The sequence below is a fragment of the Paenibacillus terreus genome (genome assembly GCF_042138595.1).
Lineage (GTDB): Bacteria > Bacillota > Bacilli > Paenibacillales > Paenibacillaceae > Paenibacillus > Paenibacillus terreus.
The window spans coordinates 147,376-173,644 of sequence record NZ_JBHIRX010000008.1 but is presented as its reverse complement, the minus strand read 5'-3'; the positions used below and the strand labels follow the sequence as shown (position 1 = coordinate 173,644).

31 protein-coding genes are annotated in these 26,269 nt (G+C 46.3%); 20 read left to right on the top strand and 11 right to left on the bottom strand.

Annotation, left to right across the window (positions count from 1 at the left end; translation table 11 throughout):
* The first annotated feature begins 67 nt into the window (after nucleotides 1–67).
* Nucleotides 68–1,213 (top strand): DNA cytosine methyltransferase, encoded by a 1,146-nt coding sequence (locus ACE5KN_RS16180; RefSeq protein ID WP_375524746.1) that lies wholly within the window; start codon nucleotides 68–70, stop codon nucleotides 1,211–1,213.
* A gap of 167 nt (nucleotides 1,214–1,380) precedes the next feature.
* On the opposite strand, the gene ACE5KN_RS16175 is transcribed toward ACE5KN_RS16180, so the two are convergent.
* From ACE5KN_RS16175 to ACE5KN_RS16165, 3 genes are all read right to left on the bottom strand, one after another.
* Nucleotides 1,381–1,458, bottom strand: a complete 78-nt coding sequence (locus ACE5KN_RS16175) for an IS3 family transposase (protein ID WP_375524778.1) — start codon at nucleotides 1,456–1,458, stop codon at nucleotides 1,381–1,383.
* A gap of 8 nt (nucleotides 1,459–1,466) precedes the next feature.
* Nucleotides 1,467–2,321: an IS3 family transposase gene (locus ACE5KN_RS16170; RefSeq protein ID WP_375524745.1), complete on the bottom strand. Its 855-nt coding sequence runs from the start codon at nucleotides 2,319–2,321 to the stop codon at nucleotides 1,467–1,469.
* A 310-nt stretch (nucleotides 2,322–2,631) separates the two neighbouring features.
* Complete coding sequence (locus ACE5KN_RS16165; RefSeq protein ID WP_375524744.1) at nucleotides 2,632–2,883, bottom strand: helix-turn-helix domain-containing protein; 252 nt, start codon at nucleotides 2,881–2,883, stop codon at nucleotides 2,632–2,634.
* A 165-nt stretch (nucleotides 2,884–3,048) separates the two neighbouring features.
* Here ACE5KN_RS16165 and ACE5KN_RS16160 point away from each other — a divergent pair, with 165 nt between their 5' ends.
* The 4 genes from ACE5KN_RS16160 (at nucleotide 3,049) to ACE5KN_RS16145 (ending at nucleotide 5,880) form a co-directional block, all read left to right on the top strand.
* Entirely contained in the window at nucleotides 3,049–3,273 is a 225-nt protein-coding gene (locus tag ACE5KN_RS16160) for an aspartyl-phosphate phosphatase Spo0E family protein (protein ID WP_375524743.1), read from the top strand.
* Nucleotides 3,251–3,553 (top strand): hypothetical protein, encoded by a 303-nt coding sequence (locus ACE5KN_RS16155; protein ID WP_375524742.1) that lies wholly within the window; start codon nucleotides 3,251–3,253, stop codon nucleotides 3,551–3,553. Before ACE5KN_RS16160 ends, ACE5KN_RS16155 begins: the two co-directional genes overlap by 23 nt.
* Before the next feature lie 892 nt (nucleotides 3,554–4,445).
* The gene (locus ACE5KN_RS16150; protein WP_375524741.1) at nucleotides 4,446–4,895 is read left to right on the top strand and encodes a hypothetical protein; all 450 of its coding nucleotides are present in this window, start codon (nucleotides 4,446–4,448) and stop codon (nucleotides 4,893–4,895) included.
* Nucleotides 4,896–5,112: 217 nt separating this feature from the next.
* Entirely contained in the window at nucleotides 5,113–5,880 is a 768-nt protein-coding gene (locus ACE5KN_RS16145; RefSeq protein WP_375524740.1) for a hypothetical protein, read from the top strand.
* A 195-nt stretch (nucleotides 5,881–6,075) separates the two neighbouring features.
* On the opposite strand, the gene ACE5KN_RS16140 is transcribed toward ACE5KN_RS16145, so the two are convergent.
* Nucleotides 6,076–6,324, bottom strand: coding sequence for a hypothetical protein (locus tag ACE5KN_RS16140; RefSeq protein WP_375524739.1), 249 nt, complete (start codon nucleotides 6,322–6,324; stop codon nucleotides 6,076–6,078).
* A gap of 260 nt (nucleotides 6,325–6,584) precedes the next feature.
* Here ACE5KN_RS16140 and ACE5KN_RS16135 point away from each other — a divergent pair, with 260 nt between their 5' ends.
* The 3 genes from ACE5KN_RS16135 to ACE5KN_RS16125 are packed head-to-tail and all read left to right on the top strand — an operon-like array spanning nucleotide 6,585 to nucleotide 8,995.
* A complete protein-coding gene (locus ACE5KN_RS16135) occupies nucleotides 6,585–7,655 on the top strand; it encodes a WXG100 family type VII secretion target (RefSeq protein WP_375524738.1) in 1,071 nt (356 codons plus the stop codon).
* A 20-nt stretch (nucleotides 7,656–7,675) separates the two neighbouring features.
* Nucleotides 7,676–8,149, top strand: coding sequence for a DUF5381 family protein (locus ACE5KN_RS16130; protein WP_375524737.1), 474 nt, complete (start codon nucleotides 7,676–7,678; stop codon nucleotides 8,147–8,149).
* 24 nt (nucleotides 8,150–8,173) lie between these two features.
* Nucleotides 8,174–8,995 (top strand): YfjC family protein, encoded by an 822-nt coding sequence (locus ACE5KN_RS16125; protein ID WP_375524736.1) that lies wholly within the window; start codon nucleotides 8,174–8,176, stop codon nucleotides 8,993–8,995.
* Nucleotides 8,996–9,549: 554 nt separating this feature from the next.
* On the opposite strand, the gene ACE5KN_RS16120 is transcribed toward ACE5KN_RS16125, so the two are convergent.
* Nucleotides 9,550–9,738 (bottom strand): hypothetical protein, encoded by a 189-nt coding sequence (locus tag ACE5KN_RS16120; protein WP_375524735.1) that lies wholly within the window; start codon nucleotides 9,736–9,738, stop codon nucleotides 9,550–9,552.
* 167 nt (nucleotides 9,739–9,905) lie between these two features.
* On the opposite strand from ACE5KN_RS16120, the gene ACE5KN_RS16115 reads away from it, so the two are divergent.
* Both ACE5KN_RS16115 and ACE5KN_RS16105 read left to right on the top strand, forming a co-directional pair.
* Nucleotides 9,906–10,262, top strand: coding sequence for a sigma-70 family RNA polymerase sigma factor (locus ACE5KN_RS16115; protein ID WP_375524734.1), 357 nt, complete (start codon nucleotides 9,906–9,908; stop codon nucleotides 10,260–10,262).
* A 212-nt stretch (nucleotides 10,263–10,474) separates the two neighbouring features.
* Nucleotides 10,475–10,801 (top strand): Rpn family recombination-promoting nuclease/putative transposase, encoded by a 327-nt coding sequence (locus tag ACE5KN_RS16105; protein ID WP_375524732.1) that lies wholly within the window; start codon nucleotides 10,475–10,477, stop codon nucleotides 10,799–10,801.
* A gap of 139 nt (nucleotides 10,802–10,940) precedes the next feature.
* Here ACE5KN_RS16105 and ACE5KN_RS16100 read toward each other — a convergent pair whose 3' ends face one another.
* Nucleotides 10,941–11,921 carry a hypothetical protein gene (locus tag ACE5KN_RS16100; protein ID WP_375524731.1) on the bottom strand — a complete coding sequence of 327 codons (981 nt, stop codon included), beginning with the start codon at nucleotides 11,919–11,921 and terminating at the stop codon, nucleotides 10,941–10,943.
* Nucleotides 11,918–12,412 carry an RNA polymerase sigma factor gene (locus tag ACE5KN_RS16095; RefSeq protein WP_375524730.1) on the bottom strand — a complete coding sequence of 165 codons (495 nt, stop codon included), beginning with the start codon at nucleotides 12,410–12,412 and terminating at the stop codon, nucleotides 11,918–11,920. Before ACE5KN_RS16095 ends, ACE5KN_RS16100 begins: the two co-directional genes overlap by 4 nt.
* A 162-nt stretch (nucleotides 12,413–12,574) precedes the next feature.
* Here ACE5KN_RS16095 and ACE5KN_RS16090 point away from each other — a divergent pair, with 162 nt between their 5' ends.
* The 8 genes from ACE5KN_RS16090 to ACE5KN_RS16055 all read left to right on the top strand — a co-directional run bounded on the left by ACE5KN_RS16090 (nucleotide 12,575) and on the right by ACE5KN_RS16055 (nucleotide 19,860).
* The gene (locus tag ACE5KN_RS16090) at nucleotides 12,575–12,946 is read left to right on the top strand and encodes a DUF1304 domain-containing protein (RefSeq protein ID WP_375524729.1); all 372 of its coding nucleotides are present in this window, start codon (nucleotides 12,575–12,577) and stop codon (nucleotides 12,944–12,946) included.
* 134 nt (nucleotides 12,947–13,080) lie between these two features.
* Complete coding sequence (locus ACE5KN_RS16085) at nucleotides 13,081–13,764, top strand: response regulator transcription factor (protein WP_375524728.1); 684 nt, start codon at nucleotides 13,081–13,083, stop codon at nucleotides 13,762–13,764.
* A complete protein-coding gene (locus tag ACE5KN_RS16080; protein ID WP_375524727.1) occupies nucleotides 13,761–15,299 on the top strand; it encodes a sensor histidine kinase in 1,539 nt (512 codons plus the stop codon). Before ACE5KN_RS16085 ends, ACE5KN_RS16080 begins: the two co-directional genes overlap by 4 nt.
* A 245-nt stretch (nucleotides 15,300–15,544) precedes the next feature.
* Nucleotides 15,545–16,765, top strand: coding sequence for a WD40 repeat domain-containing protein (locus ACE5KN_RS16075; RefSeq protein WP_375524726.1), 1,221 nt, complete (start codon nucleotides 15,545–15,547; stop codon nucleotides 16,763–16,765).
* A gap of 38 nt (nucleotides 16,766–16,803) precedes the next feature.
* Nucleotides 16,804–17,511 carry a stalk domain-containing protein gene (locus ACE5KN_RS16070; protein WP_375524725.1) on the top strand — a complete coding sequence of 236 codons (708 nt, stop codon included), beginning with the start codon at nucleotides 16,804–16,806 and terminating at the stop codon, nucleotides 17,509–17,511.
* Nucleotides 17,512–17,648: 137 nt separating this feature from the next.
* Nucleotides 17,649–17,810, top strand: coding sequence for a hypothetical protein (locus ACE5KN_RS16065; protein ID WP_375524724.1), 162 nt, complete (start codon nucleotides 17,649–17,651; stop codon nucleotides 17,808–17,810).
* Nucleotides 17,811–18,144: 334 nt separating this feature from the next.
* Nucleotides 18,145–19,044, top strand: coding sequence for an SDR family oxidoreductase (locus ACE5KN_RS16060; protein WP_375524723.1), 900 nt, complete (start codon nucleotides 18,145–18,147; stop codon nucleotides 19,042–19,044).
* Between the two features lie 186 nt (nucleotides 19,045–19,230).
* Nucleotides 19,231–19,860 (top strand): inorganic diphosphatase, encoded by a 630-nt coding sequence (locus ACE5KN_RS16055; protein ID WP_375524722.1) that lies wholly within the window; start codon nucleotides 19,231–19,233, stop codon nucleotides 19,858–19,860.
* A gap of 110 nt (nucleotides 19,861–19,970) precedes the next feature.
* On the opposite strand, the gene ACE5KN_RS16050 is transcribed toward ACE5KN_RS16055, so the two are convergent.
* Nucleotides 19,971–20,357: a hypothetical protein gene (locus ACE5KN_RS16050; RefSeq protein WP_375524721.1), complete on the bottom strand. Its 387-nt coding sequence runs from the start codon at nucleotides 20,355–20,357 to the stop codon at nucleotides 19,971–19,973.
* 238 nt (nucleotides 20,358–20,595) lie between these two features.
* On the opposite strand from ACE5KN_RS16050, the gene ACE5KN_RS16045 reads away from it, so the two are divergent.
* Together ACE5KN_RS16045 and ACE5KN_RS16040 are read left to right on the top strand one after the other, a co-directional pair.
* Nucleotides 20,596–21,468: a PhzF family protein gene (locus tag ACE5KN_RS16045; protein WP_375524720.1), complete on the top strand. Its 873-nt coding sequence runs from the start codon at nucleotides 20,596–20,598 to the stop codon at nucleotides 21,466–21,468.
* Between the two features lie 219 nt (nucleotides 21,469–21,687).
* On the top strand, nucleotides 21,688–23,970 hold the full coding sequence (locus tag ACE5KN_RS16040; protein WP_375524719.1) for a stalk domain-containing protein: 2,283 nt from the start codon (nucleotides 21,688–21,690) through the stop codon (nucleotides 23,968–23,970).
* Nucleotides 23,971–24,019: 49 nt separating this feature from the next.
* On the opposite strand, the gene ACE5KN_RS16035 is transcribed toward ACE5KN_RS16040, so the two are convergent.
* The 3 genes from ACE5KN_RS16035 to sstT form a co-directional block, all read right to left on the bottom strand.
* On the bottom strand, nucleotides 24,020–24,682 hold the full coding sequence (locus ACE5KN_RS16035; RefSeq protein WP_375524718.1) for a hypothetical protein: 663 nt from the start codon (nucleotides 24,680–24,682) through the stop codon (nucleotides 24,020–24,022).
* Nucleotides 24,667–24,870, bottom strand: a complete 204-nt coding sequence (locus ACE5KN_RS16030; RefSeq protein ID WP_375524717.1) for a hypothetical protein — start codon at nucleotides 24,868–24,870, stop codon at nucleotides 24,667–24,669. The genes ACE5KN_RS16035 and ACE5KN_RS16030 overlap by 16 nt, the downstream gene beginning before the upstream one ends.
* 154 nt (nucleotides 24,871–25,024) lie before the next feature.
* The gene (gene sstT, locus ACE5KN_RS16025; protein WP_375524716.1) at nucleotides 25,025–26,254 is read right to left on the bottom strand and encodes a serine/threonine transporter SstT; all 1,230 of its coding nucleotides are present in this window, start codon (nucleotides 26,252–26,254) and stop codon (nucleotides 25,025–25,027) included.
* Between the last annotated feature and the right edge of the window lie 15 nt (nucleotides 26,255–26,269).

The window sequence follows — 26,269 nt, the reverse complement described above, 5'->3', positions numbered from 1 at the left end:
AAAGGGATTTTGCAGTTTTTGTCGAATAGCAACTATCAAGGTAATGGAAAATTTAGGGGGTTTAGAGATGTCAGCAGCTAGTCTAAAACAGAATAACTTAACTAAGCGAAAAGTCTATGCAGTGGACTTGTTCTGTGGAGCTGGCGGGTTGACACACGGATTAGAGAGAGCAGGCATTGATGTTCGGCTCGGAGTGGATATTGACCCAGCGTGTAGCTACCCATACTCATCTAATAATAATGCCAAATTTGAGTTGAAATCTGTAGAGGATTTACGTGCAGATGAAGTTAGAAAAGCTTTTCGTAAACACGGGATAAATTTATTGGCTGGATGTGCACCATGTCAGACTTTTTCAACATATAACCGTAAGGCTAGCCAAGACGATGAGCGTTGGTGGTTACTTCTACAGTTTTCAAGGCTAGTTAGGGAAACAGCCCCTGAACTTGTCACAATGGAAAATGTACCCAGTTTAATCAACCAGAATGTATTTAAGAGCTTCGTTGAGGAACTAGAACAAGCAAATTATCACGTAACCTATCAGATTGTGAATTGTGCAGATTACGGCTTACCTCAACATAGAAAGAGGCTGGTTCTTCTAGCTTCGAAATTAGGTTCTATTAATTTGCTGCAGCCTCATGAAATTGGCGTCAATTCGCAAACGGTTCGCGAGGCAATTGCCGATTTACCTCCATTACAGGCTGGAGAAGCTAATGAAGCTGACCCACTGCATCAATCATCTTCATTGTCCCCGACTAATATGGATCGAATTAAAGCATCTCGACCAGGTGGGACTTGGAGAGATTGGGAAGAACAATTAGTGGCAGAATGTCATAAAAAAGGATCGGGAAAAACTTATCAAAGCGTATACGGTCGAATGAGCTGGGATGAGCCGGCTCCAACAATGACAACTCAATTTTTTGGATTTGGGAATGGCAGATTCGGTCATCCCGAGCAAGATAGAGCAATTTCCTTAAGGGAAGGAGCTATTTTGCAAAGCTTTCCTAGAGAATACAAGTTTGTGCCACCTGGAGAACCCATAGCAATTAAAACAATCGGACGTTTGATCGGAAACGCGGTACCAGTGAAGTTAGGGGAAGTTATTGGATTAAGCATACGGGTCCATCTCGCACAACATGAAAATTATTTAAAGGAACAACGACGTCGAAAGTTTGGTTCATCTCATCGGAATTTATCCCGCCGCGGCGAACCTTAATCTATGTAAACAGCAATTGAAGATAACGAATTAATTAAATTTTTAAAAAATCCCAAAAATTACATTAGGGCACCCAGAGTGATGTGCACCCTGTCAAGTAGACAGACCAAAAAACCAAAGTGTTCAATCCTCTCGGTTATCAAAGCCAAGGGGATTGTTTTTTGTTGTTAAGCTGTTCGTCGATATTCGTTAGGGGATAAACCGTTTAGTCGTTCGGTGTACCGATCATTATTGTAATAGCGCATATAGGTTTTTACACTCTGGAGGAGATCATCGTACGTGTCATACTTCTCAGATCATAGCTTTCTGCTTTAAAGGTACTCCAGAATCGCTCAATGGGTTGGTTATCCAAACATCGGCTTACACGAGACATACTCTTCTTAAATTTGTATCTCTTTTGAAGTCGTTTATATTCAACCGAAGTATACTGAAAACCTCGATCACTGTGCAAAAGCGGCTTAGTCCCTCGGTTTCTTCTGAACGCTTTCTTTATGGTATCCATAACAAGCTTATTGTTATTGGAATGACTTAAAACCCACGAAATAATCGAGTTGTCATATCCATCAATAATGGCACTCAGGTAGGCCTTACGACCCTTCCCGTACTTCAGTTCGGTCACATCCGTGCACCACTTTTGGTTTGGTATGTCCGCCTTAAATTCTCGGTTCACGACACTCTCAGCGATATGAAAGGCTGGAGCTTTCACGTCATGTGGTCGTTTTTTTCGAATGACTGCCTTGAGTTCAAGTTCGCGCATGATACGGTAATACCGTTTGCGGTTGTAGTTCTTTTTCAGCTTACGATTCAGCTGAATACGCATTTGACGATAACCGAGTATTCCCTTTTGCTTGTCATAGTGACATTTGACTTCCTCGGCTAGGGCAATATTTTCGAGTTCTCTAGCGGATGGCGTCCATTTCAGCCACTTGTAGTAGGCAGATCGGGCGATTCCTGCGAGCTCACAGAGCTTTGTGATCGCGTAACCTTTTTCAGCATGCAGCTCTTGAATTGCTTGATAAACGTCTGCATGCCGAGCTAAGGTTAGCGTGTATTTCTTCGCCGGATCTCTGCCAACTTTTTTGCAAATGCGTTCGGTGTGAATGATCATTGTTACGGATCTACACACATTCGCTTGTATGCACATAAAGTCACTTTTGTAAGCGGGGAAATCACATTAATTGATCACGACGAATATAGGTGGATCGACATCGATGATTTAGGCAATTACAGGTTTGCAGATGCAGATGTTAAGTTTGTTGAAATGTTAATAGCCGGGTATTAATTTGTTTGCTGTCTGGGGCTTCAGCAACAGAGACAGCTTTTATACAAAGACGAGAATCCCCCAAGAGAACGTCATTTCAATTCGACTTTCTCTTTTGTATGTTATAAACTCGTGCTATTCGTAGATACGACGGTATTCACTCAGGTTGTTCACCTAACAATTCACCAACGGAAATTTCCAAGGCCTTGGCGATGATCACGATCTCATAGTCTTGAACAAGTCGGTACTGTCCTTCCAAGCGTGATAGGCTGGTTGGACTAATATCCAGCCCGAAGGTTTGCAGTCTGGCTAAAAATTCTTTTTGCTTCATTCCCTTTGCTCTGCGTATGGCGATTACTCGGGAACCAATAATGTTTTTATCGCCGGGTGGTTCTTTGCGATGCTTCATATATATGCACCTCTCATTTTACCCAAATTGTACGAGATAGAATTGTTGTTTTAATGCGAATATCGGAGTAAAATAAAATAAACCGATTTTCGCATTAAAACTAACGAGGTAAATTTGTGGTGCAATTGCATGAGTAACCCAAAGAAGGGAACTGGAGGCTAAATGATGATTCGTTTACTTGAAGAAATGGAGCAAGAGAGACGGAGGATGAATGAACTCGGCCAAGCTTTGCTGGAGCAGTCTATCCCTTTGTCTGAGCATGACGAGCTGCTGGCATTAAGTCAGAAGGTTGATCAGTTAATGATGCAGCTGCATTATGCAAAAGTCGAACAAACAGAAAGACAATATGTGCGAGGAGGAACTAATTTTGAAGCTCCCAGTATGGTTTGAAAGCATTATTCAGCATCGGCTTGATGATGTCTCAGCTCGCACCATACGCCATCCAGAGATTAGTAAGTTACATAAGGAAGAGTATGCGGCATTTCAGAAGCTGTTTTCTGATATGGATATTGTGAATAAACCTGAGTTCTCGGAATGGGAGGATAAGCATCATTACAAGCAAGCATTGGAGAATGAATATTTGTATAGGCAGGGCATGAAGGACGGAGTGCAGCTCGTATATGCCGTATTAGAGATGATGCTTCATGATGAACAAGAGCAAGAAGAATAATAACTTTTAATGCTTTAGAAAAGTAGATTCAAAAATCAAAAATAACACCTCCAATTGTCATTAAATTTCAAGAACAATTTGGAGGTGTTTTCGGATTCTAATGTTTTCCTCTCCGATCCAGAAAGATAAGCAAGAGATATACTCCCAGGGTAAACAAAACAAAGTAAAGATGTTCAACCCAATTCATTTCATCCAGTGTGCCTCTAAACAGACGATAAATTACAATAACAACCGTGGATAAAATAAGACTGAGGATCAGCGTTATGGTCTTTTTTTTCATCTAACATATCTCTCCCGTTTATATAAAAGACGGTAATTTCCAATTTCTGTTGCGTGTTTTTCTCAAAAATGAGAGCAAGAACACGATAGTTCCTGTGAGGTCAGAGGGGCTCCTTGTATGTTCTGAACTTGAAACATATTCCAGAATGGTTTCGTCTATATTTTAAACCAGAAAGGGGACTCAGGCATAAAACCAAAGTATGTTTCTATTATCCTGACTTCTTTTGGCCTATTGTTATCTGGTTGTATCAAATGGGAGGACATTAATGATCCTCTGTTTAACGAGGAAATAAAAAATGATCTGCAACAAGCATTACAGGCATTGGTAGACAAGGATGAAGAATCGTTTAAACAACCGTTCATAGACGAACAAAGCGCACAAGTAAATTTGGACAGGATCGGACCAGACTACAGGTTTGAAAAAATTGATTATTTCAAGAAAGACAAGGGATCCGGGAGAATATCCATGATCGTCCAAGGGTGACGGCTACATAATGGGCAGATGGGTGAGGTTCATAATATCAACTATTTCCGGCAGAACAAACAAGGGAAATGGAAGCTGGGAACAATTGATTAGGGGGAGCTGGGAATGTTCATAAGAGGGGGCGCTTTATTGGCCAGCAGTCTCATTGTTTCCGTAGTTCTCTTGGCTGGATGCGGTGAGAGTGAAACGAAGAGAATTGATTCCGTCCAGCCGGCGAACGGAGAAGCTGATCCAACTGAGAATTCCAATGAGCAAGTCAATGAAGAGCAGCAAATTTATATTGATGAGTCTAAATATGAAGGCGATGAGTTGAAGCTTGTTAAACTCATTCATTTATCTACCAAGTACAGGAATGAAGGTAATGAACAAGAGTACTTGAAATTGTTTGACTCAGTTACGATTACATCCCTACCTTCTTCGAAAATTACTGGTATCCAAATCGATAAAATTAATTTTATGTCCGAAAAGGTTGGCAGTGTCCGTACTATAGTGCAATACGAGAACTCCACCGAACCAAGCATAGCTGCTTATACGTTCAATAAAAAAGAGAACGAGTGGTTTATAACGGATATAGATTAAAATGGAGGTTCATCAAAGGTTCTAATGGCAAATTTGATTATCGCCAAAGACCATCCTCCTGTTGCCACTTCGACTCGTTTCAAGTCGCAATTGGTCATGTATTTTGATTTGTTTACATAAATTTAACTTTATTTTAATTAATGTTAAAATTATGTAATTCGTCACGTCTTTGGTTCTGATATAATTTCTGCGAGTTAACATGAAAGGGGCACATGAGTTGAAAAAAGAAATTGGCGTATTGATGCTGTTGAGTGCTGTTTTGCTTTCGGGATGTGTCTCAGATAAGTCGGGAGCTGTTACGATTGAGGCAGGAGAGACTCCCAGCAATCCGGTAACAACGGAAGCTACACATGAGAGCGATGCAAAACTGATTGCTGCTTCGGAAAATGAAGAAGTAAAGCTCTATGCTTTGAAAGAAACGGAAGGTGTAATTGAGAGGGTAACCTTGGATATTCATGGCCAGCAAAAAGAATTTGACTGGAAGATAATAGATACGGGAACTAAACCGAAGGTGTTCCATACTGATCTTACAAGTGATGGTAAGCCAGAAGCAATTATCATAATCAATACTGGCCGTGGGACAGGCTTCAATACTTATGATATTCATATCCTTAATGCTGAGGATTTATCTGAAATTAAGGTGCAAAATTACGAAGAGATTGTTAACAGTCAAATTGAAACACATGTTGCTAAAAATGGTGATGATACTTTAGCCATAAAAGTTAAGGCGCAAGGAAAGGAATATAATTTCAATTATGATCATGATCCGGCGCCGAATTTTAATCAAGAGGAGCTTGCTTTCGGTGGTGTAGTCATTTATGAACTGGAGAATCAAAAAGTAAAAGTCAGACTCGGTGCCAGTGTTGGAATATCTCCAGCTTACGTATGTGATATTAACATCACATATAAATTTGATAACGCCAAGAATGAATTCATTGTTGATCAAATTGAAGTTGAACCTTTTGAGAAACACAAAAAAGGCTGACCATTTATTTGGCCAGCTTTTTTGGCATATCGATAAATTACTGGACGTAATTAAAAAACATGTGCTTTCCAACTGGGATTTTAGAGCTGATTTCAACCGTTCGTCCCCCAGGGAACTTATAGTAGAGTTTTCCGTTTTTGGGTTCACTCAGTTCGTTAAATTTAGTGATTGTGTTGTAGAACAATTTATCGCCAATCATTTAGCCAAATTATCATCCCAAAAACAAGAGAATGCATCTTTAGCAAGAACAACTGCTTCAATGGTATTAAGATCTCTAAACTCATAGTATTTTTTATCGTTTTTGCGGTTCATGACGACATAAGCTACACCTACACGGGATTCAGAATCATTTTCGGTTTCTCCGTAAAGTGTTCTTGCCAACAGATCGACGCTATCACGTCCGGAAAGTTGAGATCTCGAAGTTAATTTTTCACCAATTGCCATAGTTATTACCTCCAAGATATTTTTTAAGATCACCGGCGTCTCACTATATAAAGAGATTTGAGCCCCTAGTTTTACAACCACTTTCGAAAATTATTTCAATGCACTTGCTGAACTTGTCCTTTTGCTATTACCGACCACTATGAATAGTCCCAGGGAACTAAGATTTTTTTCGTGTTTTATTACTTGATGCTTTTGCTAATATTGGAGAGCTTTACTACAATGAATTACAGTTAATCTGTCTAATCGTTGAGGTGATTACCATGGGCAAAATATTGGTTCCCCCGGAAAGACTGGTGGAGATCTCCCGGCAGTTCGCGCAGGCCAGGGAGACAGGGGCGCAAATTTGCGGCCATCTTACCCAGCAGATTCAATTTCTTGAAAGCGGGTGGGCGGGTACAACACAGCAAAGGTTCTATCAGGATTTTCAGCAGGCCCGTCAGCAAATGGACCACTTTACAGCTGCAATGGGCTCAGTAAGCACCCAGCTATATACGATTGCCCAGCGCTTCACGGAAGCGGATGCCGGCAACGAAACCGATATGAATTCCGTTAAGCTTGCTTCCTCCGCAAGCAGCCTGTCTTCCGGGAGCTCGGGCAATGCATGGGATCAAGCGCAAAATTGGTTAAATGACTCGCTGGGCGTAAGAGATAATTTGGAGAAATGGGGCACGCTCCTCTACAGCTCTGTAGGCGCTTCTTTGGTGTTGTCCAAATCGGTCCGATTCAGAGTGGATCCCAGAGACCCGACTCGCACCAAAATTCATAATGCGCCATGGGTTAAAGGAAAGGGCAACAATGAGTTCTTGAAGAACCTGGCAAAAGGCATCAATCGCCAGATGGCTAAGCCGGGCATCATCATGAAAGGGCTGAAAGGTTTTGATGCGGTAGCCAGCAAGTTCGGTCTCAATTACGGTCTGGGACTCAGCCAAGCCAAGAACTTTCCGCAATGGACAAGACAGGTGATTGCCGGTGTGGAAAAGGGCAGGTACGGGATCACTACGAGCAAAATTCCCGGTATGATCGCCAAAAAGATTTTTCCGCTTAATGCTACTTTTAATGTGATCGGTGAAGGTTCCTCGCTTGTCAGCAAATATCGTGAAGGCAAGCTGAACGGGGAAGAAGTGGCTGTTGCGGCATCCAACGTTGTTGTGAAAACAGCGGTGACCTATGGCGGGGCTGTTGCCGGAGGAGCGTTAGGTGCGATGATCGGTGGCCCGGTTGGTGCTGCTGTGGGCTCCTATGTAGGCGGAACGGTAGGGGCTTTTGTAGGTGACGGCGCAGCCAAGGTGGTTGAGAAGGGAGTTCGCTGGATCAGCGGGCTGTTTAAATAAATTTGGGAAGGCGCTTAAAGATGAACACGATATCTTATCGAAAGTCCGTGGCCTGGGGCAAAGCCCTTGGCAGCTTATTGTTTGTTCTGGCTTGTCTTTTTCTGCTGTATGCAGCTTTTTTCATGGATACGACCTGGCTTCGTAAATTTTTTTGCATTACAGCCGCTATTATAGGGATTCCGTTTTTTGGAGGATATTTGGTTGTCTGCTTGCCAAGGGCACTTCAATCGAATACACAGCTGCTTGCCTATGATCAAAATTCCATCTCAGATGGCACGCGCACAGTGGAGTGGTCGGAGATTTCGAAAATAAGCTACAATGGTGCTTCCATTCGAAAGTGGCTGCTTCCTCAGTTTCCTGAGCTTATTTTTCACTTGAAGAACCGGGAGACCTGGACAGTGAATACCTATTATTTGCTGACGGATACCGAAATCCAGTCAGTCATGAAGCTTTTGCGCGGACTGATCAGCCGTGGCGGGAAAGAATCGAAATAGATCTACGTTGGAGGATTGGCTGACATGAGCGAGCAAACTTATATATTTTCATTGGAAGAGCTGGGGTACGCCCTGGCCGTTCATCAAGGGGAGGAAATGGCTGCTGGACTGATGAAGGCTTTTTATGGGGATTTGCCTGAGGAAAGCTGGCAGCTGCTTTTCCAGGCGGCCACTCACAGCTTGATAGCCAAAGGTTTTATTGAGTCCATTCGCGAGGCGGACGGAGAAGTCACATTTATTCCCGCGATTGCGGAAATTATCCGGCATTTGTTAAGCAGCAGTTACATGCTGAGAGGGGTGACGGAGCGGGATTCAGCTAAAGTTTTGTCCATTCACGTCCAGCAGCAGCGATACTTGTATCACTTGTCTGATGGCAATACGGTTCACTTCTTCACCTGGACTGAACCGGAGGATTGGGAAGAGGAGCTTGTTCGTTTTTATGGAGTTGAGAAGTCAGGGGCTGCGCCTGCAGCTTCAACTGGAGCCAAGGCCGTGATTACTGAAGGATTATGGAACCAATTGACGGAGCCGGGTCATGTCTCTGTGGCTGTACCCACTCTCTGTACCGATCTTTCACCAGACGAGCAAAATCTGATAGCAAAATGGCAGCAGGCTTTTCAAGCAAATGTCGGCAGCATGGATAATCTGAGCACGATAAGAATAGCCCATGGGGATCAGACGATGATAGAGAATATTTTGTTTCTTCTTCCTTCCGATGAAGGTGTCTGGGTTATTCGCAACCAGGAAAAGGACAGGAATACTGAGCCGCAGATCTGCATTGAGCTGCAATCTGCCTCTGTATGTAGAGAGACGCTAGGAGCCTTTGCCGCAAGCCTGCTTGGTTAAATTGGTAAAAGCAATGTTTATAGTCAGGGAAAGGGTCTGATTTGCCCGATGTCTCTCTATCAGCGGCATAGATCGCCATGAACGAGAACGGATATTTTTCGGTCGCCTTGTTCTCGATCAGGTGGGCAAATATTGGGCTGACGAACTGTGCTTGCGCGTTGCTTACCGGCAGCAATTGTTTGATAAGATTGATAGATCGAATCGATATCGGTTTAAATATCATGTTCAAATTGCGTGAATGAAACAGCGATGGTATGATTACAATAGAAGGAAGGAGCCGGACCGCCATCCGACTCCTTGCACAACATTTTGGGTGGGAAACCTCCAGCCCAAGCGAGAAAATAACCCGCAGGCGGTCAACCTGGGCGGGTTATTTTCGTCTATTCAAGAAAGTGAGCAGCGCCAACAAGAACATGCCGAGCATAATCACTTCAGTCAACGAAAATTGCATAAATAGCTGGGAACAATTGATTAGTGAATTAAGAGCTTACCGGATAGCCTAATTGAATTGTAAAACGAAACGACCCGTTACCGATTGGCAACGGGCTTTTAAATCATCTGTTCTCGTCCGTCCTGCTAACCGATTCGATCCCGCTTATTACCTTAGTCAGATGATTAAGTGATTCATCCAGCTTGTCCAGCTTCTCGCCAATAGTATCCAGAATGTAGCGAAGTAGAATGAGACATAATGCGACCGGAAACCCTACATTTGCCACCAATGAAAGCACCTCTTCAAATTCCATTCCTGTCCCTCCTCTCTTCATGGTTTATATAAGTAATGGAAAATAATCAGTTCATAAAACAACCGAAAAATAAAAAATATGATATAATATAAGAACAAATGTTCGAATTATTTTTGGGTAAGGTTGTAAAATCTATTCCGCCATTTCCTTATATAATGAGGAGGGATATGATGGAGGAATTACCCTTGGTAGAGCAATATCGAAAAGAATTGTATCGCATTGGCTGGAGGATTCAGTACAGGGCAAGAGTGATTTCAAATCGGGAAATTGTAAAAGAAGAGAGAGAATTTTATACAACCTCATTTACAGACGGGGTAGACAACGAACTGTTCATTGAAGACTTAATTAATTCGTTGCCATCAACGACAGGCAAGAAGATCATCTACGAACTCTACATAAATGATAAAACCGAAGCTCAGGTTGCCAGAGAATTGAACATGACACAACAGGCGGTGAGTAAATGGAAAAAGAAAATGCTCAAACATTTATCTCAGACACCGAGTTTAACGAGCTCCTCCATCTAGCCCAGGAAGGAAACAAGGAAGCCATGTTCAACATACTCTCAATATTTGAGAAAGATATTCTCCACGTTAGCAAGTACATTCGGATGTCACGTGAAGATGCGATTCAATGCATTCTTACAGATTTTATTGAATTATTAAAAAATGAGGACATTTAAAAAATCCCTTTTACGTTTAGCTTCAATCCACCCGGCTATTCATCAAACGACAAGGAAATGCTAGCGAACTGGTTGCTATTTTTGAAGGGTGTGGACAAATCCAGTTGGGAGGTGCTGACGATGAAGGAGCCGATGCTGAAAAAGGCGATGGACACGCTGGAGTTTTTGAGCCAGGATGCGGCAGCACGCATGGCCTATGATGCCCGGATGAAGGCGCTTAGTGATGAAAAGTCACGTATAGAAGGTGCAAAAGCAGAAGCAACTGCAGAAACAACTGCAGAAATTGCTGCCAGGCTTTTAAACATGGGCATAGACCTGAAAACCATCGCAGAGGCAACAGGGATGTCTGTAGAAGAAATCAAGGCGCTGCAAGCCATCAACTAAGAACTGTTGTACATTGAAAGTAGTAGATCCTCGACAGCCGAAAGGCTGTTTTTGTTTTCAATTGGAGGGATCTCCATCGGATTCAAAAAAAGACAGCGGATTGCTCTCCTTGAGACAAGCCGCTGCTTTGTAGCTTTTGTTACAAGCTCATACCCTTCCAAAGCGCCTGAAACGCGTCGGACTCGACCTCGAAAAATACCGGGGCATTGCCATAGCGCACAAGCCCTTTGCCGAACAGCGTCAGCTCTACCTGGGTATTATCCTCAAGCTTCAAGTAGAGGACCTTGCGGTTCTCGTCATCGTAGATGCCCTGATTGATTAACGGCTCGGCTGCCAGCGGTTTGGCATCCTGAAGGGCGGTCAGGAAGCTGGCGAGCGACTCGTCGTTGGCCAGAGGCTCATATTGCTGCAGGCCGTTGTTCCAGCTCTCGAAGCTTTGCCACTCGGCTGAGGCGATCCGGTCCTGCAGGTTCAGCTTGCCAAGAAGGTCGGCCCCGCTGCTCACGGTAATGCCGTTGGTATGCTCGAACAGCTCGGCATAGACTTGGCCGTCGATCTCGGTGTAGGACATAATTCGGAAGTCCGAATCGTATCCTTTTACGGCATAAATGTCCGTTTCGCCGATGTTGGAGGCCAGCTCGGTGTACTTGTCTTTTCCGCTCAGTTCGTTAATGCCGCCTGTTGTCCGCCCGAGCTTGTCGCCGCGCAGCGCGGCCGCATCGGCGGCGTCGATGCGGGTTGCCGCCTGAGTATAGACATTGCCCTGATAGACGACCAGAGGAACCATACTCGCCTTGACACCGGAGTTCTGATCCGGCAGCTCCAGCTTGGGAATGACGACACTGTCGGATGAGTTTGAGGCAGGTGTGTTCGGATTTAGCTGGGCTGCCTCATGACTGGGCACTCCCGGTCCGTCCCCTTGCTTCAAGAAGCTGGATGCAGCCACACCGATACCGGCAGCGAGTACGATACTGGCGGCGATATATACGGTCCTGCGCGGGCGCTTCCGTTCTTGCTGCAGCTCCTGCAGCTTGTTTTCCATTCTTTTTTTCATCGCTTCATTTGTTGTCATCGTATCCACCGCTTTCTTATATTTTATCCGGAACTGTTCTTCATTCATTGCGGTTCCGCTCCTTCCAGATTCAGTTTTAACAGCTGCCGTCCCCGTTGGAGTCTCATCTTCACCGCAGACTCGCTGATCCGCAAGATCCTGCTGATCTCCTGGATTCGGTAGTCCTCGTAATAATACAGATGAATGACCGTCTTATACTTTACAGGCAGTGCCATCACAAGCTGGAGCAGCTCCCAATCCTCAGAAGTCTCGGCCGTAACCGGCTCAGCCCCTTCCAGCTTGATCTCCCGCTTGCGCCAGCCTCTGCCCAGCATGGTTTTGCAATGGTTGGTGATCACCCGGATCAACCAGGCTTTCTGATGCTCGGCATCCTTGAACTCAGGTGCTTTTTCCATTAATTTGATGAAGGTTTCTTGAGTGGCTTCTTCCGCATCCTCGCGGCTGCCCAGATGAATCATGGCAATCCGGAACAGCATGCTGGCGTATGCTTCGTAGCTCTTCATCACATGATTCCCCGGCCGGGTCATGGATCGCTGCATGGTTGTTCTGTCCTCCTTTACCAATAACACAGTTACGGACGGGAATCGGTCACATTTTGTTTTGGGCGTATAATAAAAGCCTTGGTAATTTCTCATGAAGTGGTTATTATAGTTATTACGATTAAGCAGCACATACCTTTATGTAGAGGAAGTGGAAGCCCATTGGCCTTGATTAGCTCCATATTAGTTGCGATTGTTGCAATAGAGCATATTTACATATTGATCCTGGAGATGTTCTTGTGGACCAAGCCGAGAGGAATGAGGACGTTTGGAACAACCCGGCAGTTTGCGGAAGAGACGAAGGCGCTCGCTGCGAATCAGGGGCTGTACAACGGATTTTTGGCGGCTGGGCTGATATGGGGACTCCTGCATCCGGACGGTTCGGTCGGCATCCAAATTCAAATGTTCTTTCTGATCTGTGTTCTCGTTGCTGCCATTTACGGCAGTGTGACTGCGAAAAGATCGATCCTGATTACGCAGGGACTCCCGGCATGTATAGCGTTTGTATTTGTGCTTATTAACTTATTGAAATGACAGCATTTCCTGAGAAATAAACGGGACAAGTCCATCCTTTGAGCTGGATTTGTCCTTTTTTGTTGCTTTTCATTATTGGGAAGATAAAATAGTAATCACTAAACGCCTCAAGTAACGAGCAAAGGAGTCTTTGCATGACAAAGGTACTTGTAGTTGATGATGAAGCGAGCATTTCCGGGGCGGTGGCCTACGCGCTGCGGAGAGAGGGATATATTGTAGAGACGGCGGCGGACGGTCAGGAAGCACTGGACCGTGTCGACACGTTCAAGCCGGAGGTTATGGTGCTTGATGTGATGATGCCGCGCATGAGCGGGTACGACGTGTGCCGCAGGCTGGAAGGGCGGCCGCAGAGACCGGCGATATTGCTGCTGACGGTGAAAAACGATATCGTTGACAAGGTGCTCGGCCTGGAGCTGGGGGCGGACGATTACATGACCAAGCCGTTTGATATGCGGGAAATCATCGCCAGGGTTAAAGCGCTATCCCGCCGCAGACCGCAAACGTCCGTGGAGGTGCAGGAGCTGGTTCAGCTTGCCGGGTTGTCGATCAGCCTGCCGAACCGCACGGTTCACGCGGAGGGAGCGGTGATCGAGCTGACGCCCAAGGAATTTGATTTGCTGGCGCTGCTCGCGCGGAATCCGGAACGGGTCTTCTCCCGGGAGTCGCTGCTGGAGCAGGTGTGGGATATGGATTTCGCGGGCGGGACACGAACGGTGGACATCCATGTCCAGCGGCTGCGCAAGAAGCTGGGCAAATGGCATGACGTGATCCAAACCGTGTACGGCATCGGTTATAAAAGCACGGAGTCGCTGCCATGAGGCGGCGAGCCTGGCGGCTGGGGCTCAAGTGGAAGGCCGCCCTTCTGCTGGCCCTTCTGCTGGCTGCCGTGATTGCGGTGCTCAGCTTCCTTGTGCTTGCCGGCATCCGGAACGACCAGCGTGCCCGGCTGGAGCAAACGCTGGCCGGGGAGGTGGAGGCTGCCAATTCGCGGGTTCGCCAGGAGGCGATGATGAGCGGTGCGCTTTCCGCGGACGATTTCATGGAGCGAAGCGGCCAGCGGCTTGCCGTTGATCTTGGCGCCCAAAGCGGTCTGCCTGTCACGCTGTATAAACAGGACGGCACACTGGCCGGCACCTCGCTGCCGTTCCAGCCGAAGGCGGATGTGAAGGATGCGCTCGCCCATACGGCGCAAGGGCTATCGGCTTATATTACGGAAGGGGACAGGCTGCTGTATTTGGCGCCCCTCTACAAAGCCGATGACAAGCTGGTGGGCACGATTCAGTTTCACGTGTCGCTTGCCGAGCAGCATGCTTTTTACGAAGGGATACAGCGCTTGTTTTGGGTTACCGGCGTGCTGGTGCTGGCGGCGGGTTTCTTGCTCGGCTTCCTTTATGTATGGCGGCAGGCCCGTGTCATTGAGCGGCTGAACGAGGCTGCCCAGGGCATCGGGGAAGGAAAGTATCTATCTGCCCCCACGGTGCGCCGGGCCGATGAGCTTGGTGAGCTGGCGCAGGGCATTTATGAGATGAGCGGGCGAATCTCCTCATCTCTCGCCCAGCTGACGGAAGAAAAAAGCAAGCTGCTTGAGGCTGTTGCCCGTCTGCAGGAGCTGGAGCAGCAGCAGAAGCAGTTTATCGGTAATATCAGCCACGAGCTCAAAACGCCGCTGACCTCCATTCTCGCCTATACCGACCTGCTGGACATGTACCGGGATGACCCGGGGCTTCTGGAGGAGGCGGGAAAGCAAATCGGCAAGGAGGCGGAGCGGCTGTACGGGCTTGTGGAGAAGGCGCTGAAGCTGTCCTCCATGGATGTGTACGAGTTTGAGACACATGCGAAATCCGTCAGTTTGCTGCCCTTGCTTCAGGAAGCGGCGGACCGCCTGCAGGCGAAGGCGGAGAGGCATGGGGTCGAGATGGTCTCAACGCTGGAGGAAGGCTCCGTGTGGGCTGATCCGGAAAATCTCATTCATATGGTGCAGAATCTGCTGGATAATGCGATTAAGTATAATAAACCGGGCGGAAAGGTGCTGCTATCCAATGAGGCGGTGCGGGATCAGGATGGGCAAGGCTGGATGAACATCACAGTCCGGGATACCGGAATCGGTATTCCGGAGGAGGCGAGGGCAAAAATCTTCGATCCTTTTTATACCGTCAGCGACGACCGCTCCAGAGCGCACGGCGGTACGGGACTCGGTCTGCCGCTCGTGAAGGGTCTGGCGGAGAAGCAGGGCGGAACGGTCGAGCTTGCAGCTTCGGGGCCGGAGGGCTCGATATTTGTCATTACGCTGCCTCTGCAGCGGCCGGAACACCCGGAGACTATTTCCGCAGGTAACAGTCCAAACTTGGAATAAGGCCTGAATAGGTTTACAAGTTTCCGGGGTCCCCGCCAAGTACCTGGATAGACTTCGGTGCAAGGCCCCACTTCGTGGGGTTATTTGCATTGGAGGCGGGGATGTTACAGGAACGTTACAAGTCGGATATGTTTTCGGGATATTCTTTTTCTACAATAGGGTCAACAGAGGATGCTGAAGCGGACGAAGCCAATGAAGCAGGCCGCTTGAGACTGTGCCCCTGTGGCGGCGCTGGAGGTGCCTATATGATGAAACAAAATGCTGGAATGTACGGCATCAAGCTCTTTGCGGCCGTGGTATTGTCATTGGCCGTGACGGCCTGCCAATCGTCCGGGGACCGGCTTACAGTGGTCGACCCTGATGCCAGCCGAACCGGGACGCAGACGGATCAGAGCACGGAGCCTGCTCCGGGCGGTGAACGCAAGCTGACTGTCGTCAAGCAGCCAACGCAGCAGGCTGGCCGGGAGCTCACGGTCGCCCGCACGCATCGGATTGAGGCTGCGAGCATTCAATCCTGGCTGTCGGAGGACGAGGTCAGCATCGAGACGACCAAGCTGGTGAAAGCGGGAACCGCGACGGAGGAGCCAAAATATGAGTACACGTCTTCCATCATGAATATCAACTCCGGCCAGAGCAGGGAAAATACCGGGGAGGGAGGACAGCAGGTGAACGGATATATGCTCATTAAAGAAACCATTTCACCGGACGGCGGATACAGCTTCATTCAGAAATGGAAGGACAAATATATCGCAGACAATTTCGTGAAAAATCTCCATACAGGCGAGACGATTCAGATCAAGGGCGATAACTATTTGGAGCGGGGCGGCTGGCTGAACGCGGACACGTATATTCTGGCCGCAGGCTCCATGAGCGGGCGTGGAGAAATTCGCCAAATCTCGGCTGCGGACGGGAGGGTGACCGCTGTAACGCTGGATGACCCTGATGCCGAGATGTTCGGACAGTTTGGCGCCAGCCATGGCCGGATTTATTATACCGATGATCACCATGTGCTGAAGGTGTTTGAACCGGGGCAATCGAAGCCGGTCAGTCTGATTCAGGATGTCTGGAGCTTCGAAATTTCGCCTGACAGCCAATATATCGCGGTATCCACAGTCTCGCAGTCCGGCGATTTTAAAGGCAGCGAGCTGCTGATTTACGATGCCGCCGGGAGCCTGCAAGGCTCACTGATCGGCAAAGGTGACCTGATTTCCTACATCTCATGGTCCCCGGACTCCGCGAAGCTGGCGTTTGATATCTATACCGAGGATAAGACGGGTATGAACGGGGTGTATATTTTCGACACCCGCTCGGGCCGGGTAATACCGCTTGCGCAGTATTATGCCGCCGGCGATCCGATGCCTCATCCCGTGTATCCGTTTAGCTGGAGCCCATCCGGCAGCAGGCTGGGATTCACCCTGGATGATCCGAAGTCGCTGCTCGTCACGCATGTTATTGATTTTAAATAAACGCATCCACAACTATTGAACAGAGGGGAACGAATCATATGAACAACATGAAAAAATCGATCATCACCATCGCCGTAGCCGGCATGACTTTAACAGGCGCAGCCGGAGTGTACGCAGGCACGCAATTGCAAAAAATCACCGCTTATCTCAATCATTCGATCGGCATTCAGGTTAATGGAGAAGCTTATTCTCTGGTTGACGGGCAAGGCAACAAATTAACGCCAATCACCTATAACGGTTCGACATATTTGCCGGTGCGGGCGCTTGGCGATGTGCTGGATGTGCCGGTTAGCTATGACGCCAACAAGCAGCAGGTGCTGGTTGGCGGCGGGAAAGGCGGGGACAACAACGCCAATGCGGGTCTGGTCGGGGTGAATTTTACCCAAGCGCAGTTGAAGGAGATCACCAAGGCGTATGCAAAATTCGAATCCTTCGAAACGCCTTATGCTCCGGCACAAATGGTCAAAGGGGATGCCTTTAATAAGGTTGGCGCCTCGGAGGATGGCGTAAATCTGCTCTTTAAGCACATGACGGTGACCGTATCGCCGCGGGACTATGCCTATCTGTATGATGGCAAGACGGTAAAACTGTCGAACGGAGTTCAGGCTAAATGGTACACGCCGGATAAGACGCCGATGTTAAGCTTTGCGCTGAACGACCGTTTTGTCACATTGAGCTCGCCTGACCATACGTTGAGTCAGAAGCAGCTTGAACAAGTGGCCGTAACCGTGGCCAAGCTGAAATAACACACAGATCAAAGAACGGGAGCACGCCTGAGCGTAATTCTGGAGCCTGCCGGAGCATGTACTTGCTCTAGCGGGCTTTTCAGTTATATGACGAGGTATGTTATTGTGATACTAGTAAGAAAGGAGTTGTGAGTTATATGCTGTCGGAAAATAATGAATATGAGAAATTAAGGGCGTCGCTAAAACTGATGTCTCAGCTGACTGAGGGCGAGCAAGCCGGCAAAGAAAAGGGCTGGATGAGCATAGAAGAAGTTAAGCAAGCGCTTGGAATCCTCATGAAGGAAGAAGACTTTAGTTGAAAATTGTGGTTGGCATTGTTATACTGGCACTATCTGAAATGAACGGAGGGTTATGTGTGATTGATTCTTCCCGATAAGCAAACGTTAATGTATATTGCATTAATTTGAGCTTTCTTTTTGCTCTGCCTGTTAGCAGAGTAATCGGGATGAGTCTGTCCATATGCTGTCTTGTTCATTTAAGTGTAAGTATAAAGAGTTATCTCCGTTGTTTTTCTGGAGAAGTTTCTTTATTCTTGCTGCTAATATGGACTCATATGGATATTCCTATTCGATTACGATTTGCACAGGCAGAGAATGGCCTGTGTTTTTTTATTTCTTAATAGGAGGAATTTCAATGACCATACAAAAGTCAGATAAGCTGTCAGATAGAAATATTGGAAAACGTCGTGTCTGGTTTATTACGGGAGCCAGTAAGGGGCTTGGTTTTGCATTCACCAGTGCTGCTTTGGAAGCAGGGGATCAAGTTGTGGCTGTCGCAAGAACTATCGGTAATTTAGAAAAGCTTCAGGAGCAGTATCAAGACTCGTTATTGTTTTTGAAGCTCGATATAAGGGATCGGGATGCTGTCTTTGCAACGGTTAAAGTGGGAGTAGAACATTTTGGACATCTGGATATCGTGGTGAATAACGCGGGTGTTATGACTTTAGGTATGGTCGAGGAATTGAGCGAGACCGATGCAAGAGACCTGATGGAAACCAATTTTTTCGGGGCTCTTTGGGTCTGTCAGGCGGTATTGCCTTACCTGCGCGAACAGAGGAAAGGGCACTTGATTCAGATTTCCAGTATCGGAGGATTGATTTCAGGCCCAATGTCAGGCTTATACAGTGCAAGTAAGTTTGCACTGGAGGGGTTGAGTGAAGCTTTGGCACAAGAAGCGGCCCACTTTGGGGTGAAGCTCACGATGGTAGAACCTGGCGGCTACTGGACAGATATGTATACAGCCATGCGTTACAGCAATCCATTGGACGCCTACGATCCCCTTAGGGGAGAATTGGCAAAACAAAATGCGGAAGGCTCGATAGATAGCGATCCCACCTTAGCTGCTGAGGCTCTTATGAGGTTGGTGGAAAGTGACGATCCTCCCTTAAGACTGATCTTGGGAAGTATGATCTTTGACCTCGTTAGGAATACCTACAAAGAGCGCATCAAAACATGGGAGGATTGGGAATCTGTAAGCAGATCGGCTGAAAAGGGGATTCCTGCCCCGGAAGGATATGGTGACACACAAAAGTAATGTCTATTTACCGCATAGAATTAAACAATAACACTGATTGACTCGAAAATAAGCTTTGACAATACTGTACAGCCGTCCTTTAATAGGGCGGCTTTTTACTTAACACAAATTTTACACCCCTTTTATATCCGCCATATAAATGAGCATTAAACTCACAACTTAATACCATAAAAGGCGGAGGCGCAGATGAAGAAAAATTTAACGCTCATATTACTGGTTTCTGTGTTCATTAGCGTACTTTCACCCTCACCGTCGGTGCAAGCAGCGGACAGCGGGAGCTCGAACAGGATTCATCCTTTCGATTATCCTCAGACGGATAATTATCCGGAAGAAATTAATGCAGTCATTGAAGTTCCGCAGGGAAGTCTGATCAAATATGAGATTGACGCCGAAACCGGGTATGTCATTGCTGACAGGTATCAGTCCATGTCTGTTCAATATCCGGGCAACTACGGCTCTATTCCACAAACGATCGGCGGAGACGGCGATCCGCTGGATGTGCTCGTTCTGACCAGAGAGCCGCTCGTCCCCGGTACAGTCGTGAAGGTGCGTGCGATTGGCATGATGAAAATGATCGACGATGGCGAACAGGATGACAAGGTTATTGCAGTTCCGGTCAGCGACGTTGATCCGACTTATGATAACGTACAGGACATTTCCGATCTACCGAAAATCCAAGCCGAGCAAATCGAGATGTTTTTCAAGGTATACAAGCTGCTTCCATCCAACCGCAAGGTTGTGGAAACAAGTGGGTTTGCTGATAAGGCCACGGCCGAAGTGGAAATAAATCAAGCATTGCAGCGTTATAAGGATTAACGGCTGTTGCAACGCCTCCTGCTCCTGATTCAGGCTGCCGGAGGCGTATTTTGTCTGATCATTTGGATTAAAGGTGAAATAAAGGAGGGCATAAAATGAGGATGCCCGGTTTAGGCGGACGGAATATAAGCATTCTCCACTTCGACCTTTCGTTCATTGCCAATCATTTTGTATCTGACATCGATGACAGCACCATTTTGGTAATGGGGAATGTCAACGACGGAAATAAAGGTTTCCACCGTGGTCCGAAAGGTTTGGCCGTCCTCTTGGGTGACCGTTAAATCGAGCTGGATACCTGGGCGTCCCCCCATGGTGGATGAGGTTTGTTGAACGGAATGAATGAGCGCCTTTGCCTTGATCCCGTCGGCCAAGATCTCCTTACGGCTCTGCTGGGCTTTCAGATGGGTACGAACTGATTTCAAGGCGACAATCAGCGTAATTAAACCCGTAGTCAGCCCGAAAATGATGAGCAGGGTAATGATCGTTGTGCTGTTCATGTCTACCTCCCGAATTAAATAGGTACGAAAACAGTCTTTCTTCCATTTTCCCGGATGGTCCTAAATAAAACAAGGTACTAAACGCTCAAACTGCACCTAAGAACTGATTTCCTACCATTTTTATATTCTACGTTGATGACATCAATCACACCTGATCGGCAAAATACTGTAATGGCCATATCTATTTTGCAGTAGAGCCTGTAAAATATTTTTATTAAGTACGAGATGGGGAATTTAAATGAATGTTCAAGTCTATACACTAAACGCCTTTGCGAAAGGGCAGCAGGGTGGGAATCCGGCCGGGGTTGTCCTGAACGCCGATTCGTTGTCAGCGGAAGAAATGAAGCAGGTGGCACGGATCGTTGGCTTTTCGGAGACGGCTTTTGTGGAAAAGTCGCAGCATGCCGATTTTAAAGTCCGCTATTTTACTCCTATCGATGAAGTTGATTTGTGCGGACATGCAACGATTGCAGCCTTTTATCTGATGATGTCCCGAAAGTTGATCCGCAGCGGAACGTACACTCTGGAAACGAAGGCCGGAGTATTGGAGGTGGCTGTAAAAGAGGGTGGCAGCGTGTTTCTTGCACAGGCTCTGCCGCAATTTTATGAAGAAATCGATCGACAAATCATTGCCGATTCCTTGCGGATTAGTCCGGATGAACTGCTTTCTGATTTGCCCATCCAAATTGTTTCTACAGGCTTGCGGGATATTTTGGTTCCTGTTCGAAGCTTAGATGTTTTGGAACAAATTCACCCTGATTTTGAGCAAGTCAAAGACATCAGCAAAAAGCATAACGTCATCGGCTATCATCTATTCACTTTGGATACGTTGACTGACGCCATTGCCCGCTGCAGAAACTTTGCTCCTTTGTATGACATTCCTGAAGAAAGTGCCACGGGGACTTCTAATGGAGCGCTAACCTGCTACTTATATAAACACGGAAAAATTACGTCCGCGCAAGCCGGGCAGCTTATTTTTGAACAGGGTTATACGATGAATTCCCCGTCAGAAATTCGGGCAAGGCTGGCTGTGAACGAAGCAAGCGACATAATTAGAATAGAAGTGGGAGGCACGGCTGCCAATATTCAAATACAGAAAATCAAGATTTAGAGGGCGGTTATGACCGTCCTTTTTTCTTGGTATTAAAGAGTCGTGATTCCATAGACTTACATGTAGGGAACGAATAGTAGGTCTTTTATACTTAGAATGTAGAAAATATAGTATTAAAGTATCGTTTTCTGTGATAAAGTAAGTTATCGGCCGTGATTTCCACATACAGGAATGAACTGTCGTTCATAGACTTATCAATGAAAACGGAGTGAAGATGGTATGAAGTACAGGAAACTGATGATTTTGTTTATTCTTTCTATTTTCTTGGTGGGCAATCTGGAGCTTTATACAGGAATTGCAAAAGCTGAAGAAGCTACATTAGTTACAAAAAAAATGAAAGATTATCTGAAATTCCCCGATACACATGAAATGATGGAAGGCGACTATATGATCTATGTCCTTCCGGATGGGGATGGACAGTCGCGTGTCTTTAAATTCGAGACAAAGAATAAAATTACGCCTGATAACCAGCTTCGTTTGTATATCAACAGAGTCGAAATCGATCCCACAACGTATAAGGTTGACTATGGCACGAACACAATAACGCTGAGTGAAGCTCCGGGTCTTGGAGCAGAGATTTATTTTACATACTTGATTTTTCCAAACTTTGAATGGAAAACATCTCTCTCAAATGTAGAACATATCGGAATTTTCCTTGGTAAGTGGGACGGTTCAACACGAGTTTTTCATTTAGCGACAAACTATGTTTTGAATTCGAGTAAAAATGTCGTTTTAAACATAGGTAGTTTTACAGAAGTCCCTGCATCCAGTTTTACTTTTAATCAAGAAACCGGCATCATAACGATATCGAAAAAATACGATGGCCTGGTACCCGGCTCGAAAATTTACTTCTACTTCCCTGTTACGTCAATTGTCGGTACGCAGACGTCTTCCGGTGAAACGGGGAATGCTGTGACCCCTGACGGTGAAACAGGAGATAATCAGGCATCCACCGATCAAACAGGTGGGGCTAATGCATCTGCCGGTAAAACCGGAGGTCCTCAAGAGTCTGTGGATAAAACAGAGGGTACTCAAGGGTCGGCAGGTGATGCAGGGGATACTGAAGCTTCTGACGACAAGACCGGAAATACTGGAGCATCTACTGGGAATCAAGGAGATAATCAGACGTCTTCCGGTGAAACAACGGAGAATACTCCGTCCACTGAAACAGGGTCTTCAGATAATGAGGTAGTAGAATTTAACGTTCCTACCGGTGAGAAGTATCCTGGCCGTATTACGATCAAGTCGAATTTTACGTTTACGGTCAGTATAAAAGCTGCGGCGTTCCAGCCAACCTACACTTCCTATCTGATCATCAAGAATGCAAAAGGGAATGTCGTTAAACGAATCCGAATTAACACAAGCACATCTACAACCTATTCTATGAATCAGCTTGGACTGCCTTCAGGCGGGTATTACTTTTATTTGAAAACAATCAATCAATATGGGGGCCTGGCAGCATCCATCCCGCAATTTGTGCCCATCAACAACGAATCTTCACTGATTCAAGTGCTTATTGAAGGACAGAGACAAGCTTATGTACAGCCGCCTGTCAAAGTGAAGGGAAGTGTGCTCGTTCCGTTCCGGGCTCTTTTTGAAGCGCTTGGTGCAAAGGTCAAATGGGATGGCGCCACCAAAACGATCACGGCAACCAAAGGCGGAACCACCCTTAAACTAACGATTGGCTCCAAGATTGCATACGTGAACGGCAAGGCTATTAAGTTGAGTGCGGCCCCCCAATTAATCAATGGAGTAACGATGGTTCCAATCCGCTTCATTGGCGAGGCGTTTGGCGGAATTGTGGAGTGGAGCAGCGCGTATAGCTCGGTTATCATTTTCCAGAGCGAGCCCGTGATCCCTACAACCGCTGAAAGCGAAAAAGCAGAGGAAGATACGGGAACTGAATCGTCCGGTACTTCGCCTATTTTTGAAAAAATATCGCAAGGCATTAACGGTTCCGCCGATATTGTTTTTGTCATGGATGTAACTGGCAGTATGGGGGAGACCATAGATTACATCAAAGACACGGTGAAAAGCTTTGTCGATTCCGTACCATCCGGCTCTAATTTTGCAATCGTGGCTTACCGGGATATGAATTATGTGGATATTTCGAATAAAAATCTGGAGTTTTTTGAATTTACGAACAATAAAAATGCGCTGAAGGCCAATTTAAATAAATTGACGGCTGCCGGCGGAGGGGATGAAGCGGAATCCGGATTGGATGCGATTCATATGGCCGTTACCAAGCTGTCGGGCAGCAAGAACGCCAAAAGAATCATTTTTATCACGGATGCCCCGGTTCACGACAAGGGCACAGCTCAAGGGAAAGCAGATTATTCTATTCAGCAAATTATCGACGAGCTGAAAAAGAACAATGTCACTCTTGATGCCATCGCACCAACAAGCGGAACAGCCCAAAAGCAAATTGTTCAGCTTGTTGATACCACCAAGGGTAAGCTGTACGATATTAATGATGCTTCTGTGCTGAAGATCAATAAGTAAGTTTTGTGATTAATGCCAAAAAAGGAGCCTTGAAACGAAAGGGCTCCTTTTACTTATCATTACTATCCATGTGCTCCACTACCCAAGTGTACTCCCGATTCAGGCGTTCAAGCAACTTAAGATCTTCTTGGGACGCAGTCTCTCTCATATAGTCTATATCTATGGAATTAAACTGCGCAGACATTAGATATCGAGCCCATTCTAGACTACGTTCATCTGTCCAATACTCTGCGGCACGCAGCCTGTCTAAGACTAGATCTTCAATTCCAATTACGTAGCAGTAGCCATCAGGGGTATTTACTTTATAGATTTTATCTTTAGATCCAGCTAAATCACTTGACGGTATTTCAATAGGAATATCCAGCTCGGGAACAAAATAAAATCTACCTTCACGGACGAATCCCAACCTGTCGAATAACATACGTGCCAAATCATCTCGAATCATCACCAAGTCGACATCAGCCGTTTTATAGCTCCCGGAAGTATACAGCTCAACAGCGTGCCCGCCCACGATGACTGCCGGGTCAGCACCCAATTCATCCAGTATCGGGGTTACAATTGCCATAACAAATATGGCTTGAAACTCATTTTTTGAGGGCTCTTCTACGAGCTCTGATATCTTGGTTTTAGCCCATTTAATACGTTCTTGCATTTCTGGAGTTTCCAACCGATTATCCATAGATTCACCTTTACTTTTTAATGCAGCATCCATTCCCGTTCTCCCACAATTTCGATCCGTCCAGAAGATACAGCCTTATTAAAGCGATTACGTGCTGCCTTCATTAATATGACCATTTCATCCTCGGGACGTTTTTTTTGGGAAGCTGCAGTTTTAATTATATTGACACGAGCTCTATTATTTTTGATACCCGCAATATCCTGCAAATTAATTTCGATCATAATATGACACATCTTTTCTTAGAAGTTTTTCTACTTTTAAGTATATCTTTACCCTAATTCATTATACATTGAAAATCAATACGGAAAAAAATAAGCAACCATTTCCCTATAAAACCAGGAAACAGCTGCTGTTAAAAGTGGCTTTTTAGTTGCATTATGCACTCATTGTATATTCCGTGCCCTCTTTACGCTGCTTGGCGTATTCGGCAGTTGCCGTAAACAGGACGTCTGAGGAGGAATTCAGCGCGGTTTCACAAGAGTCCTGCAGGACACCGATGATGAATCCCACACCAACCACCTGGATTGCAATTTCGTTCGGGATCCCAAACAGGCTGCATGCCAGCGGAATAAGCAGAAGTGAGCCGCCGGCCACGCCTGAAGCGCCAGCCGCAGATATAGCGGATACTACGGAAAGAATCAGCGCTGTACCAAAATCCACTTCAATACCAAGCGTATGAACCGCTGCGAGAGTCAGGACGGAAATGGTTACGGCCGCGCCCGCCATATTGATCGTAGCACCCAACGGAATGGATACCGCATACGTATCCGGGTTCAGCTTCAGCTTTTCACATAGCTTCATGTTGATCGGAATGTTCGCGGCTGAACTGCGGGTAAAGAAGGCGGTTATCCCGCTTTCCTTCAGGCAGCTGAGCACAAGCGGATAAGGATTTCTGCGAATGTTCAGGTAGACGATCAGCGGGTTCACAACAAGCGCCATAAACAGCATACATCCAATAAGTACGAGCAGTAATTTACCGTAATCAAGCAGGGAAGACAGCCCGTTCGTTGTAATGGAATCAAAGACAAGTCCCATGATGCCAAGCGGAGCAAAATTGATCACCCATTTGACGATTTGGGATACAGCGTCTGAAAAGTTGACAAGCAGGGTTTTCGTACTGTCATGGGCATTTCTTAGAACAATACCAAGCACGATCGCCCAAGCCAGAATTCCAATATAATTACCAGTCATCAGGGCGTTTACCGGGTTGTCCACCACATTAAACAGCAAGGTCTTCAGCACCTCTACAATTCCATCCGGCGGAGTCAGATCTTGAGAACCTTTGACGAGAGATAAAGTTACAGGGAATATAAAGCTGGCAATCACCGCAGTAAGCCCCGCCAGAAAAGTACTCACACCATAAAGGGCAAGAATGGATTTCATATTCGTTTGCTGGCCTTTTTTATGATGCGAGATGGCTGATATGACGATGAGCAATACCAGCAGAGGTGCAACCGCCTTTAAGGCGGATACGAACAGGGAACCGAAAATACTTATCCCTGTTGCCTTGGGAACGGTTAAAGCCAGGATAATCCCAACGATAATCCCCGCAAGTATTCGTTTTACCAGGCTCAATTCGTTCCACTTGAGCAGTACTGTTTTCATAATTTCCCCCGGTTT